The organism is Streptomyces sp. NPDC040432, from assembly GCF_055595445.1.
The window spans coordinates 345,424-358,585 of the sequence record NZ_JBVIVP010000002.1; the positions used below are offsets into that span (position 1 = coordinate 345,424).

Consider the following 13,162-nt stretch of genomic DNA (forward strand, 5'->3'; position numbering starts at 1 on the left):
CCTTCCTCAGCGCAGCTTCGGGTCGAGGGCGTCGCGCACCGCGTCGCCGACCATGATGAACGCGAGCACGGTGATGCTCAGCGCGACGGCCGGGAAGAGGAGCACGTGAGGTGCCTGGAGCCAGCGGACGGAGGCGTCGCTGACCATCAGGCCCCAGGAGATGCCGGGCGGCTGGACGCCGATGCCGAGGTACGACAGCGCGGACTCCGCGCCGATGTACACGCCGAGGCTGATCGCACCGACCACGATGACGGGCGCGATCGCGTTCGGCAGGATGTGCCGCAGCGTGATGCGCATCGTGCCGGCGCCCAGCGCGCGGGCGGCGACGACGTAGTCGTTGTTCTTGTTCTGCAGCACCGAGGAACGCATGATGCGGAAGATCTGCGGCCAGCCCAGGGTGGCCAGTACGACGGAGACCGTCCAGGCGTTGCCCTTGCCGAGACCCGACATGATCAGCATGCCGCCGAGGAGCAGCGGGATGGCGAAGAAGATCTCGGTGAAGCGGGACAGGACGCTGTCGACGATGCCACCGATCCAGCCGGCGATGAGGCCGAGCGCGCCACCGACGACGACCACCAGCGTGGTCGTGACGATGCCGACGATGATCGAGTTGCGGGCGGCCCACACGGTACGCGTGTAGACGTCGCAGCCCTGGACGTCGAAGCCGAACCAGTGCTCGGCGCTCGGCTTCTTGAGCGAGTCCTGCAGCTTGCACGCGCCGGCCTCGAAGGGGCTGCCGGGCGTGAACCACTGCGGGACCGCGGAGAGCACGAGCAGGACGAGGACGAGGAAGCCACCGATCAGGAAGATCGGGTTGCGCCGGAGGTCGGAGACGGCGTCGGACCAGAGGCTGGCCTCGCGCTCCTTCTTCGGCTTGCCGTGGCCGGGCTTGCCCGCTGCCGGTCCGCTCGCGGAGGGAGCTTCGGCGGTCTGGGTGTCGGTCAACTCATCCCCCACCGTAGTTGTGTCACGCATAGCGGATCCTCGGGTCGAGCACTGCGTAGAGCAGGTCCACGATCAGGTTGGCGACGAGGTACACGATGATCAGGAGCGAGACGACGCCCACGATCACGGTGCCCTCCTTGCGGTACACCGACTCGGCCAACAGACCGCCGACACCGTGGATGTTGAAGATCTTCTCGGTGATGACCGCGCCGCCCATCAGGGCTCCGAGGTCGGCGCCGAGGAAGGTGACGATCGGGATGAGGGCGTTGCGCAGACCGTGGTTCACGACGACGCGGCGACGGGGCAGACCCTTCGCGGTCGCGGTGCGCACGTAGTCCGAGCGCATGGTCTCCATCATCGACGTACGGGTCAGTCGGGCCACGTACGCGAGCGAGGTCGAGGCGAGTACCAGCGCCGGGAGGAGGTAGGCGCGGATGCCGTCGTTCTCGTTGAAGGAGACGGAGAAGAAGTCGATGCCCCAGCTGTTCTTGAGCTGCACGCCCAGCGTCAGCTGGAGGACGAACCCGCTCACGAAGACCGGGACCGAGATGACGAGCAGGGTGGAGAGCAGGACGAGCTGGTCGAGGAACTTGCCCCGGCGCAGGGCGGCCATGATGCCGGCGGTGACGCCGACGACGGCCTCGATGATGAACGCGACGATCGCGAGGTTCAACGTGTACGGGAAGGCTTCGGTGATCTTGTCCCAGACGGAGCGTCCGGTCAGGGTCTCGCCGAAGTTGCCCTGGAACAGGTTGGTTATGTAGTTCCAGTACTGCGACAGGAACGAGTCGTCGAGGTGGTACTTCTCGCGAAGCATCGCCGCGACGATCGGGTCGGCCTTCTTCTCTCCGGCGAGTGCCTGGATCGGGTCACCGGGGAGTTTGAACGCCAGCCAGTAGATGAGGAACGTGGCACCGATCAGGACAGGGATCGCCTGTATGAGTCGGCGGATGAGGTAGCGGCCCATCAGACCTCCAGCAAGAACAGGGGGAAAGGGCAGGCAGGCGGAGACCTGCCTCCGCCTGCCCGCCCCCGGGTTCCCCTAAGTGAAGAGGGGTGTTAGTTGAGTTCGACGTTCGCCAGGTCCATGCGGCCCTGGGCGTCGACCTGAACGTTCTTCACGGACTTGGAGTAGGCCGAAGAAGACATGTAGGTGAAGACCGGGATGTACGGAAGGTCGCGGATGATGATGTCATCGGCCTTCTGGTACAGCTTCAGGCCCTCGGCCGGGTCGGTGGCCTTGTCGGCCTCCGCCATCAGCGTCTCGAACTCGTCGTTCTTGTAGTGGCCGTAGTTGGAGCCGTTCTCGATCGCGACCTTCGAGAAGATCGGACGGAGGTAGTTCTCCGCCGCCGGGTAGTCCATGGACCACGCCATGCGGAAGGCGCCCTTGTACTTCGAGGCACCCAGGTCGTCCAGCAGCTCACCGAACTTGGCGTACGGCTTGGTGGTGACGTCGACGCCGAGGTTGGCCTTCAGCTGGTTCGCGACGGCCTCGATCCACTCCTTGTGGCCGCCGTCGGCGTTGTAGCCGAGCTCCATCTTGTTGCCGGGGACACCGCCGGCCTTGGTCCAGAGTTCCTTGGCCTTGGTCGGGTTGTACGTGCCGACCTCGCCCAGGGCGCCCTTGCGGTAGCCCGGGATGATCGGGCTGATGAAGTCGTCGGCCGGCTTGCGGGTGCCGTTGAAGATGGTCTTCGTGATGGCGTCCCGGTCGATGGCCATGGAGATGGCCTGACGGATCTCCACCTTGCCGTACGCCTCGGGGTTCTGCTCCAGCGGGAGACCGAGGTAGCCGACGCCCGACTCGGGCTTGTACAGGTAGCGGTCGCCGAACTCCTGCGAGACGTTGGCCATCGCGGAGATCGGGAGCTTGTCGACGATCTGGAGGTTGTCGGCGCGCAGGTCGTTGTACGCCGTGTCCAGGTTGTCGTAGATCTTGAAGGTGACGCCGGCGAGCTTGGCGCGACCCTCGGCCGGGTACTTGTCGTACCGCTTGACCTTGATCTGCTTGTTGTGCTCCCAGGCGCCGTCCATCTGGAAGGCGCCGTTGCCGATCGGGGCCTCGCCGAACTTCTTCGGGTCGGCCTCGAACGCCTTGGGCAGCGGGTAGAAGGCGTTGTAGCCCAGCATGGTCTTGAACTGGGAGAAGGCTTCCTTCAGCGTGACGGTGAAGGTCTTCTCGTCAACGACCTTCAGGCCCTTGAGCTCCTTGGAGGTGGGCTTCTTGTCCTTGCCCGGCGCGAGCTCGTCGGAGCCCTCGATCTTCGAGAAGAACGGCAGGCCCTCGGCCGCGTTGTCCTGGTTGGCACCCCAGTTCCAGGCGCGGACGAACGACTGGGCGTCGACCTTCTCGCCGTTGTGGAAGGTGTAGCCGTCCTTGATCTTGATGGTCCAGGTCTTCGAGTCCGTGGTGTCGATGGACTCCGCGACCGCGAGCTTCGGCTCGTTGGTCTTGTTGTCGTAGTCGACCAGACCGGTGAAGAGCGCGTTGAGGACCTCGGCGCCCTCGGACTCGGCGGTGTTCTGACCCACCAGGCCGTGCTGCGGCTCGCCGAGCAGCACGGTGATGTTGCCGCCCTCGCCGCCCGCGTTGTCCTTGCTGGTGCTGCAAGCCGTGGCGGCCATCGCCACGATGACGGCACCCGCGACCCACTTGGCGCTCGTTGCTCCGCGCATGGGTAATTGCCTCCTCAGGAGTCACTGTCGATTCGTGAAGGACCCGGCTCCGCTGACACCCCTGACAGCGAAATCCGGTCCCATCGTGTGTGCTCGTGAGTCGACGCTCCCCACAGCGTGTGACCCATTGACCCGAGCTCAATGGAGCCATCCTCAGGGACGCCCAGACCGTAAACCACACTTAAGTGGTCTCGTTTTCACAACATCACCGCATGGCGAAAACCCGATATCCGGACAAACGGATATGAGACAGACACGTGCGAAACGGACTGTTAGCCCACCTTCCGGAGTGTCACGGTCGGAATGCGGACACCAGAACGCAACAATCCGCTTGACAAACGCGAACGGCCCCTCCTCCCGCCTGCTCGGCGGGAGGAGGGGCCGTTTCCAGCCGTACGACTTTTCGACAGTCGATCGGATGGCCGCGCTCCCGCTGCGGTACCGCGATGACGGTACGGCAGCACCCTCGAAACCCTCTCGGGTTGCGACGGGGTCGAACGGGTGGTCCGGTGCCAACCGGACCCGCGCGCCCGCCGGTCGGGAGGCGTGAGCCCCCAACTGTCGGGCGCGGCGGTACTACTTGCCGGACTTGGCGCGCGAAGCGGTGCGCGAGCGGTCCTTCTGGTCCAGGACGACCTTGCGGATGCGGACGGCCTCCGGGGTCACCTCGACGCACTCGTCGTCGCGGCAGAACTCCAGGGACTGCTCCAGGGAGAGCTTGCGCGGCGGCACCACGTTCTCGGTGTTGTCCGCCGAAGCCGCACGCATGTTGGTGAGCTTCTTCTCCTTGGTGATGTTCACGTCCATGTCGTCGGAGCGCGAGTTCTCGCCGACGATCATGCCCTCGTACACCTCGGTGCCGGGCTCGGTGAACAGGACGCCGCGCTCCTGAAGGTTGATCATCGCGAACGGCGTGACCGAACCGGCGCGGTCGGCGACCAGGGAACCGTTGTTACGGGTGACCAGCTGGCCGAACCACGGCTCGTGGCCCTCGTGGATCGAGTGGGCGATGCCCGTGCCGCGGGTGTTCGTGAGGAACTCCGTGCGGAAGCCGATGAGACCGCGCGACGGAACGACGAACTCCATGCGCACCCAGCCGGAGCCGTGGTTCGACATGTTGTCCATGCGGCCCTTGCGGACGCCCATGAGCTGCGTGACCGCGCCCATGTGCTCCTCGGGGACGTCGACCGTCATGCGCTCTACCGGCTCGTGCACCTTGCCGTCGATCTCCTGCGTGACCACCTGCGGCTTGCCGATGGTCAGCTCGAAGCCCTCGCGGCGCATCTGCTCGACCAGGATGGCGAGCGCGAGCTCACCGCGGCCCTGGACCTCCCAGGCGTCGGGACGCTCGGTGTCGAGGACGCGGAGCGAGACGTTACCGATCAGCTCGCGGTCCAGACGGTCCTTGACCTGGCGGGCGGTGACCTTGCGGTCCTTGACCGCGGACTTGGCGTCCGCGCCCTTGCCGCTGCCGCCGCGGCCGACCATCGGGGAGGTGTTCGTACCGATGGTCATGGAGATCGCCGGCTCGTCGACCGAGATCAGCGGGAGCGCGATCGGGTTCTCCGGGTCGGCCAGGGTCTCGCCGATCATGATGTCGGGGAAACCGGCGACGGCACAGATGTCGCCCGGGCCCGCCACCTCGGCCGGCTTGCGGGTGAGCGCCTCGGTCATCATCAGCTCGGTGATGCGGACGTTCGACATGGTGCCGTCACGCTTGATCCAGGTGACGGTCTGACCCTTGCGCAGCTCGCCCTGCTCGACACGGACCAGCGCGATGCGGCCGAGGAAGTTGTCGGCGTCCAGGTTGGTGACGTGGGCCTGGAGCGGCGCCTCGTCGTCGTACACCGGGGCGGGGACGTGCTCCAGGATGGTGGAGAAGAACGGCTCCAGGCTGTCGCTGTCCGCGGGGACGGTGCCGTCCTCCGGCTTGGTCAGCGAGGCGATGCCGTCACGGCCGCAGGCGTAGACGATCGGGAACTCGATCTGCTCCTCGGTGGCGTCCAGGTCCAGGAACAGGTCGTACGTGTCGTTGACGACCTCGTCGATCCGGGAGTCCGGGCGGTCCGTCTTGTTGATGCAGAGGATGACCGGCATGTTCGCCTGCAGGGCCTTGCGCAGGACGAAACGGGTCTGGGGCAGCGGACCCTCGGAGGCGTCCACCAGCAGGACGACCGCGTCCACCATGGACAGACCGCGCTCGACCTCACCACCGAAGTCGGCGTGGCCGGGGGTGTCGATGATGTTGATCGTGATGGGCGCCCCGCCGGACTTGGGGTGGTACTTCACCGCCGTGTTCTTGGCGAGGATCGTGATGCCCTTCTCACGCTCCAGGTCGTTCGAGTCCATCATGCGGTCGTCGAGGTGCTGGTGGGCGGCGAAGGCACCGGCCTGCTTGAGCATGGCATCGACGATGGTCGTCTTGCCATGGTCGACGTGGGCGACGATGGCGACGTTACGGATGTCGTGGCGCGTGGGCACTTCGGCGCTTCTCCCGGGATCGTGGATGGCGTCGCGTACGGCCTGGCACGCGCGCCTCGACCGGGCGAAAACCTGCCACGGCCTTACCCCATCGTACGTCGGATGGCGGGAACCGCCTGCCGGGGGGTCTGTCAAGAGGCCGGACGAGCGAGGACGACCGGGCGTGGGGTGGGGAGTCCCGGCCGTCCGTGGAGCCAGTGTTCATGCGGGTCAACGGGTATGCACGACCTTGCCCGCCGGGTCCTCCGACGGGCAAGGGACTTGAGTCACTTCTGAGCTTGTGAGGCGCGGGTCACCCGGTACCGCACCCGTTTGTCACCACTTCTCCTCCGGCGGTTCGCCCGCCGTCCCCCGCTACTTCTTCTTGTCCTTCACCTGGACGGCCTTCTTCCATCCGATGTCCTGGAAGCGGGGCGCTCCGAGGCCGAAGGCGCCGGCGTTGACGAGACCGGGCTTGGCCGCCACCAGCTCGGGGCGCTGGTACAGCGGGACGGATCCGGCGGCGGCCCAGATGCGGGCGTCCGCCTTGCGCATCAGCTCGCGGGCCTGCTTCTCGTCGAGCTCCCCGAGCGCCTCGTCGAACAGCTGGTCGATGTGGTCGGTGCCGACGCGGGTGTAGTTCTGTTCGACGAGCAGCGAGCCGTCCGCGGCCGGCTCCGGCTTGGCGAAGATGGGCCGGGCGTCGGTGGCCGGGTAGGCCGTGGCCGGCCAGGAGTAGAGGGCCAGGTCGTACTGGCCCGAGGCGATGTGGTCCTTGAAGAAGCTCTCGTCCGCGACCTTGGTGATCTCGGTGCCGACGCCGATCTCCTTGAGCATCCGGGAGATCCGCTCGCCGACCGAGCGCAGGGCCTCGGAACCCGGTCCGGCGGGGAGCACGAAGCGCAGGGTGAGCTGCTTGCCGTCCTTGGCGAGCATGGTGCCGGAGGTGCGGGCCGTCTGCTTGACGGGTGCGGGGGCGGGGCTGGCCTCCGCAGGCTCCTTGGCGTCGTCCTCGTCCGCCGCGGCCTCGGCGCGCTTGCCGTCGTCGACGGCCTCGGCCTGCGCCAGCAGGACGTCCTCCTGCTGGGCGGCGAGAGAGGCCGGCGCCAGGGCGGCGGCGGGCCGGTCCGCTCCGGGTCCGCCCGGCAGGAAGGCGTCGGCGTCGACGATCTCCCCGTCGAGGCCGTACGCGGACCCGTCCGGGAGCGGCGGCAGGGCGTCCTGACCGCGCTCGCCCTCGTGCTCGCCCGCGGCTGCCGGGCGGCCGGGCAGGGCTCCGGTGCGGGCGGTCAGCCGGGCGGACGCGGAGCGCAGGTCGCCGTTGCGGCCGTCCTCCTGGCCCACGATGTAGAGGCCGTCGTTGCCGGTGCCCGGGCCCGCGGCCGCCGAGGGGGTCTTCGAGTCGTCCTGTCCGGAGCCCTCCGGGCCCGCCTTGGTGCCGGCGGGCTCGGTCAGTCGGCCGCCCCGGCGCCATCCGGCGTCGGCGAGGAGCGCCTGGGAGGCCTTCGGGTCGCGGCCCCCGAGGGCGTCGCTGTTGTCGGCGTACGCCTGCTGCCCGGCGAGGGCGAGGTGGCTCCCGACGGGTTCGGCGGGCAGTCCGAGCGGCTTGAGCACGATCTCGGCCAGCGCCTTGCGGTCCAGGGCGCGGGCCACGGCGCGCCGCACGCGCTCGTCGGCCAGCGGGCCGGAGGCGCCGTTCATGGCGAGCTGGGTGTAGGCGGGCTCCAGCGACTTGCGGACGGCGAAGGTGCGCAGGGCGGCCTGCTCGTCGGCGTACTTCTTGACGGCGTCGGCGTTCTTCTGCCGCAGTTCCTGCTCCTCCCTGGCCTTGCCCTCGTCCGCGCCGTGGGCCAGCGCCCAGGACAGGGTGGCCTGCGCGGGCGTCAGTGCCGCGCCGGGGCCGTGCGCCCCGTTCGCGCCGTGCGCGCGCCCGGCGTCGCGGTGGGCGAGGGCGATCCGGTCGGCGCCCGCCCGGTCGATCTCCCCGAGGTCGATCCTCCCGGCGGCCAGTGCGGCCGGTCGCTGCGCGCGGGGCACCGCCGTCAGCACGAGGGTGTCCAGCTTCGCCGGCTGCCCCCACCAGCGCGGGTTGCGGGTCAGGGCGGCGGTGCCGGTCTTCTTGTCGATCGCTCCGAGGGAGAAGGGTCCGGCGGTGACCTTGAGGGTGCCGCGGGCCCCCTCGTTGAAGGCGTCCGGGGTGCCGGTGACCTGCTTCGGGTACAGCGGGCTGAACAGGGAGCGCCAGTCCGTGTACGGCTTGGAGAAGGTGACCTTGACCTCCAGGTCGGTCTTGCCCTTCTCGATCTTCTCGATCCGGTCGTAGCCCGCGTTGCGGGCCGTCCAGTAGGCCGAGTCCTTGCCGTTCAGGGCCCGCCACTGGGCCACGAAGTCGGCGGCCCCGATCTCCCGGCCGTCGCTCCAGACCGCCTGCTGGTGCAGCTTGTAGAGGACGACCTGCTTGGGCTCGCGCTCGACGACCTCGGCCTTCTCCAGGTAGTCGGGATTGGCCACGGGCCGGCCCTTGCCGTCCAGGACGAAGAGGTGCGGCAGGACCGCGCCGGCGATGCGGGAGGTGGTGGCGTCCGCGTCGGCCTGGAACGTGTTCAGCGTGTCCGGCAGGCTGTCCACGGCCCAGCGCAGCACGCCGCCGTCCGTGACGCGGTCGCGGGCTGTCGCCGCGATGTCCGGACCCGCGGCGGCCCGTCCGCCTTCCTCGTCGCCCGCGCCGCAGCCCGCGAGGAGCGGCAGTGCGAGGACTCCCGAGGTCAGGAGCGCCAAGGACCTGCGCGTTCGCTGGGACATGGGTGGTACCTCCGGAGCGGGGCGTGATGGGACACGAAAAGTGGGGGTCAAGATCACGTTCGGCGGTATATGGAGCTGATCACACTGGTGTCGAAACCCACTGAAATAGACAGCCCCCCGGGCGCCCCGGAGCCGGACCGCGCCACGCCGCGAACCCCACCCGGGCGGACCAATCCGGCGTGCGACGCGGACCGCCGTTCCCCCGTACGGGGGACGGCGAGGGGGCGGGAGGGGCGCGTGTTTCGGCCTGCGCGCCCGCAATCGCCGCACGTCTCTTCACAACCGGGGACGGGAGGGGTGACACTCGCAGGCGCCCATGAGCACGGTCACCGCACCCGCGGAAGTGAGGGCACGTCATGTCCCTGCAAGACGATCTGACCGCCGTACGACGCAACCTGGACGAGCTGGTCCGCTCGGTGGAGCGGCTGGAGCAGGACATCGCCCGGCAGGCACCGGCGGGCGGCGCGCCGCAGGCGCCCCCGGGCCCGGCGCCGATGATCACCGTCCCGGACACGCCGTACGACAGCACGCTCTGGACGGACTCCGACGACGAGGGCCTCGGGGCCCGCGACCGCCGCGCCCCCTGACGCGGCGTCGGACCGCCCGTACCCACCCCATCTGACCCGGCGCCCGCGGCGCCGGGTCTCCTGGGCCACCCCTCGACACTCCACCCGGAGTTCCCCTTGGCCACAGGCACGGAACCATCCCAGCAGCGGCCCGGCGGCGTCCACGGACCCTCACGGGCCGCCATCGCGGCCCGGCACCTGCGGACCGACCGGTGGTGGCTGTCGCCCGCCGGCACCGCGGCCGGGCTGCTCGCCTTCATCGCCTACTCGACCTGGCGGGCCTTCTCCAACGCCCACTACTACGCGGCCCCGTACGTCTCGCCCTTCTACTCCCCCTGTCTGGCGGAGAACTGCGAGCGGATGCGCGGCGGCCCCAACCTGGACCTCCTCGGCAGTTGGTGGGGCCTGTCCCCCGCGCTGCTGATCCTGGTCTTCCCGCTCGGCTTCCGGCTGACCTGCTACTACTACCGCAAGGCCTACTACCGGGGCTTCTGGGCCTCGCCGCCCGCCTGCGCCGTCGCCGAGCCGCACTCCTCGTACACGGGAGAGACCCGCTTCCCGCTGGTCCTGCAGAACGCGCACCGCTACTTCTTCTACGCGGCGGTCCCGGTCGCCGGGATCCTCACCTACGACGCCGTGCTGACGTTCCGCGACGCGCACTACGCGTGGGGCCACGCGGGCCTGGGCACCTTGATCTTCCTGGCCAACACCGTGCTGATCTGGGCCTACACCCTGTCCTGCCACTCCTGCCGGCACATCATGGGCGGTCGTCTGAAGCACTTCTCGAAGCACCCGGTGCGCTACCGCCTGTGGGGCTGGGTCAGCCGGCTCAACGCCCGTCACATGCAGTTGGCGTGGGCCTCGCTGATCAGCGTGGCCGTGTGCGACCTCTACGTGTACCTGCTGGCCACCGGCACCTTCGACGACCCGAGGATCTTCTGACATGGCGCAAGTCGACCGGCAGCAATGGGACGTGGTCGTGGTCGGCGCGGGCGGCGCCGGGCTGCGGGCCGCCATCGAGGCCCGGGAGCGGGGCGCGCGGACGGCCGTGATCTGCAAGTCCCTCTTCGGCAAGGCCCACACGGTGATGGCGGAAGGCGGCATCGCCGCCTCCATGGGCAACGTGAACGGGGGCGACAACTGGCAGGTCCACTTCCGCGACACCATGCGCGGCGGGAAGTTCCTCAACCAGTGGCGGATGGCCGAGCTGCACGCCAAGGAGGCCCCGGACCGGGTCTGGGAACTGGAGACCTGGGGAGCCCTGTTCGACCGCACCCCCGACGGCAGGATCTCCCAGCGCAACTTCGGCGGGCACGAGTACCCGCGCCTCGCGCACGTCGGCGACCGCACCGGCCTGGAGTTGATCCGCACCCTCCAGCAGAAGATCGTCGCCCTCCAGCAGGAGGACTTCCGGGAGTACGGGGACCACGAGGCCAGGCTCAAGGTCTTCCAGGAGTGCACGGTCACCCGGGTCCTGAAGGACCGCGGCCCGACGGACGCGCACGCCGCCGTCTCGGGCGCCTTCTGCTACGAGCGCGAGTCCGGCCGCTTCTTCGTCCTGGAGGCGCCGGCGGTGGTGCTGGCCACGGGCGGGATCGGCAAGTCCTTCAAGACCACCTCCAACTCCTGGGAGTACACCGGCGACGGGCACGCCCTGGCCCTGCTCGCGGGCGCGCCCCTGCTGAACATGGAGTTCGTGCAGTTCCACCCGACCGGCATGGTCTGGCCGCCCTCGGTCAAGGGCATCCTCGTCACCGAATCGGTGCGCGGCGACGGCGGGGTGCTGCGCAACAGCGAGGGCAAGCGGTTCATGTTCGACTACGTCCCGGACGTCTTCAAGGAGAAGTACGCCGAGTCCGAGGAGGAGGGCGACCGCTGGTACGAGGACCCGGACCACAACCGGCGTCCGCCCGAACTGCTCCCCCGCGACGAGGTGGCCCGGGCGATCAACTCCGAGGTCAAGGCGGGCCGTGGTTCCCCGCACGGCGGTGTGTTCCTCGACGTGTCGACCCGGATGCCGGCGGAGCGGATCCGGCGGCGGCTGCCCTCCATGTACCACCAGTTCAAGGAGCTGGCGGACGTGGACATCACCGCCGAGGCGATGGAGGTCGGCCCGACCTGCCACTACGTGATGGGCGGCATCGCGGTCGACTCCGATACGGCGGCGACCGTGGGTGTGCCCGGACTGTTCGCCGCCGGGGAGGTCGCGGGCGGCATGCACGGCTCGAACCGGCTCGGCGGCAATTCCCTCTCCGACCTGCTCGTGTTCGGTCGGCGGGCCGGGCTGCACGCGGCGGAGCACGCCGCCGCGGCCGGGACCGCGCGGCCGGTCGCCGCGCAGGAACAGGTGGACGCGGCGGCGGCGGAGGCCCTGGCCCCCTTCCACGCCGCCGAGGGCGCGGAGAACCCGTACACGCTCCACCAGGAGCTCCAGACGACCATGAACGACCTGGTCGGGATCATCCGCCGGGAGGGCGAGATGGCCGAGGCCCTGGAGAAGCTCGCGGCGCTGCGCGTACGGGCGGCGCGCGCCGGGGTGGAGGGGCACCGGCAGTTCAACCCGGGCTGGCACCTGGCGCTGGACCTGCGCAACATGCTGCTGGTCAGCGAGTGCGTGGCCCGCGCGGCCCTGGAGCGCACCGAGAGCCGCGGCGGGCACACCCGCGAGGACTGCCCGGCGATGGAGCGGGACTGGCGCCCGGTGAACCTGCTGTGCGTCCCCGTGGAGTCCGGGCCGGCCCCCGCGGATCCGGCGGCCGACCGGATCGCGCTCGTCCGTACCCGGACCGAACCCATCCGCCCGGACCTGCTCGCGCTGTTCGAGAAGGACGAGCTGGTCAAGTACCTCGCCGAAGAGGAGCTCTACGAGTGACTACCTACGATGCCGCCTTCCGGGTCTGGCGCGGCGACGCCGAGGGCGGCGAACTCCGGGACTTCACCGTCGAGGTCAATGACGGCGAGGTCGTCCTGGACATCGTCCACCGGTTGCAGGCGACGCAGACCCCGGACCTGGCGGTGCGCTGGAACTGCAAGGCGGGCAAGTGCGGTTCGTGCAGCGCCGAGGTCAACGGCCGACCGCGCTTGCTGTGCATGACGCGGATGTCGGTCTTCGACCGGGACGAGACGGTCACGATCACCCCGCTGCGGGCGTTCCCGGTGGTCCGGGACCTGGTCACGGACGTGTCCTTCAACTACGCGAAGGCGCGGGAGGTGCCGGCCTTCGTGCCGCCGGAGGGGGTACCGGCGGGTGCGTACCGGATGGACCAGGTGGACGTGGAACGCTCGCAGGAGTTCCGCAAGTGCATCGAGTGCTTCCTGTGCCAGGACACCTGCCACGTGGTCCGCGACCACGAGGAGAACAAGGGCGCCTTCGCCGGGCCGCGCTTCCTGATGCGGATCGCCGAACTCGACATGCACCCGCTGGACGCCGCCGCCGAGGCGGGCCTGGACCGCGGGCGCGCGGCCCAGGAGGAGCACGGGCTCGGCTACTGCAACATCACCAAGTGCTGCACGGAGGTCTGCCCCGAGGGCATCAGGATCACGGACAACGCGCTGATCCCGTTGAAGGAGCGGGCCGCGGACCGCAAGTACGACCCGCTGGTGTGGCTGGGGAGCCGGATCCGCAGGCGCGGCGCACCGTAGGGACGACGAGCCCCCGCCGCCCCGGGCTGCCGGGCCGCGCCCGGGTCGGCGGGTCCGGCCCGGCCGGG

9 protein-coding genes are annotated in these 13,162 nt (G+C 69.4%); 4 read left to right on the forward strand and 5 right to left on the reverse strand.

Annotation, left to right across the window (positions count from 1 at the left end; all coding sequences use genetic code 11):
* Positions 1-6: 6 nt before the first annotated feature.
* From ACZ58N_RS05265 to ACZ58N_RS05285, 5 genes are all read right to left on the reverse strand, one after another.
* On the reverse strand, positions 7-975 hold the full coding sequence (locus ACZ58N_RS05265) for an ABC transporter permease (RefSeq protein ID WP_471155819.1): 969 nt from the start codon (positions 973-975) through the stop codon (positions 7-9).
* Entirely contained in the window at positions 968-1,912 is a 945-nt protein-coding gene (locus tag ACZ58N_RS05270) for an ABC transporter permease (RefSeq protein ID WP_471155822.1), read from the reverse strand. The genes ACZ58N_RS05265 and ACZ58N_RS05270 overlap by 8 nt, the downstream gene beginning before the upstream one ends.
* A 92-nt stretch (positions 1,913-2,004) precedes the next feature.
* A complete protein-coding gene (locus tag ACZ58N_RS05275) occupies positions 2,005-3,624 on the reverse strand; it encodes a peptide ABC transporter substrate-binding protein (RefSeq protein ID WP_471155824.1) in 1,620 nt (539 codons plus the stop codon).
* 576 nt (positions 3,625-4,200) lie between these two features.
* Entirely contained in the window at positions 4,201-6,105 is a 1,905-nt protein-coding gene (typA, locus tag ACZ58N_RS05280; RefSeq protein ID WP_471155826.1) for a translational GTPase TypA, read from the reverse strand.
* A gap of 354 nt (positions 6,106-6,459) precedes the next feature.
* Entirely contained in the window at positions 6,460-8,886 is a 2,427-nt protein-coding gene (locus ACZ58N_RS05285; protein WP_471155829.1) for an ABC transporter family substrate-binding protein, read from the reverse strand.
* Between the two features lie 356 nt (positions 8,887-9,242).
* Here ACZ58N_RS05285 and ACZ58N_RS05290 point away from each other — a divergent pair, with 356 nt between their 5' ends.
* From ACZ58N_RS05290 to ACZ58N_RS05305, 4 genes are all read left to right on the forward strand, one after another.
* A complete protein-coding gene (locus ACZ58N_RS05290) occupies positions 9,243-9,473 on the forward strand; it encodes a hypothetical protein (protein ID WP_471155832.1) in 231 nt (76 codons plus the stop codon).
* 96 nt (positions 9,474-9,569) lie between these two features.
* The gene (locus ACZ58N_RS05295) at positions 9,570-10,394 is read left to right on the forward strand and encodes a hypothetical protein (RefSeq protein ID WP_471155834.1); all 825 of its coding nucleotides are present in this window, start codon (positions 9,570-9,572) and stop codon (positions 10,392-10,394) included.
* Between the two features lies 1 nt (position 10,395).
* On the forward strand, positions 10,396-12,324 hold the full coding sequence (locus ACZ58N_RS05300; protein WP_471155836.1) for a fumarate reductase/succinate dehydrogenase flavoprotein subunit: 1,929 nt from the start codon (positions 10,396-10,398) through the stop codon (positions 12,322-12,324).
* On the forward strand, positions 12,321-13,094 hold the full coding sequence (locus ACZ58N_RS05305; RefSeq protein ID WP_471155838.1) for a succinate dehydrogenase/fumarate reductase iron-sulfur subunit: 774 nt from the start codon (positions 12,321-12,323) through the stop codon (positions 13,092-13,094). Before ACZ58N_RS05300 ends, ACZ58N_RS05305 begins: the two co-directional genes overlap by 4 nt.
* Positions 13,095-13,162: the final 68 nt, after the last annotated feature.

Bases quoted from the DNA above. Each gene is read 5' to 3' on its own strand.
- ACZ58N_RS05265 (WP_471155819.1), bottom strand. From the start codon at position 975: ATGCGTGACACAACTACGGTGGGGGATGAGTTGACCGACACCCAGACC.
- ACZ58N_RS05270 (WP_471155822.1), bottom strand. From the start codon at position 1,912: ATGGGCCGCTACCTCATCCGCCGACTCATACAGGCGATCCCTGTCCTG.
- ACZ58N_RS05275 (WP_471155824.1), bottom strand. From the start codon at position 3,624: ATGCGCGGAGCAACGAGCGCCAAGTGGGTCGCGGGTGCCGTCATCGTG.
- ACZ58N_RS05285 (WP_471155829.1), bottom strand. From the start codon at position 8,886: ATGTCCCAGCGAACGCGCAGGTCCTTGGCGCTCCTGACCTCGGGAGTC.
- ACZ58N_RS05290 (WP_471155832.1), top strand. From the start codon at position 9,243: ATGTCCCTGCAAGACGATCTGACCGCCGTACGACGCAACCTGGACGAG.
- ACZ58N_RS05300 (WP_471155836.1), top strand. From the start codon at position 10,396: ATGGCGCAAGTCGACCGGCAGCAATGGGACGTGGTCGTGGTCGGCGCG.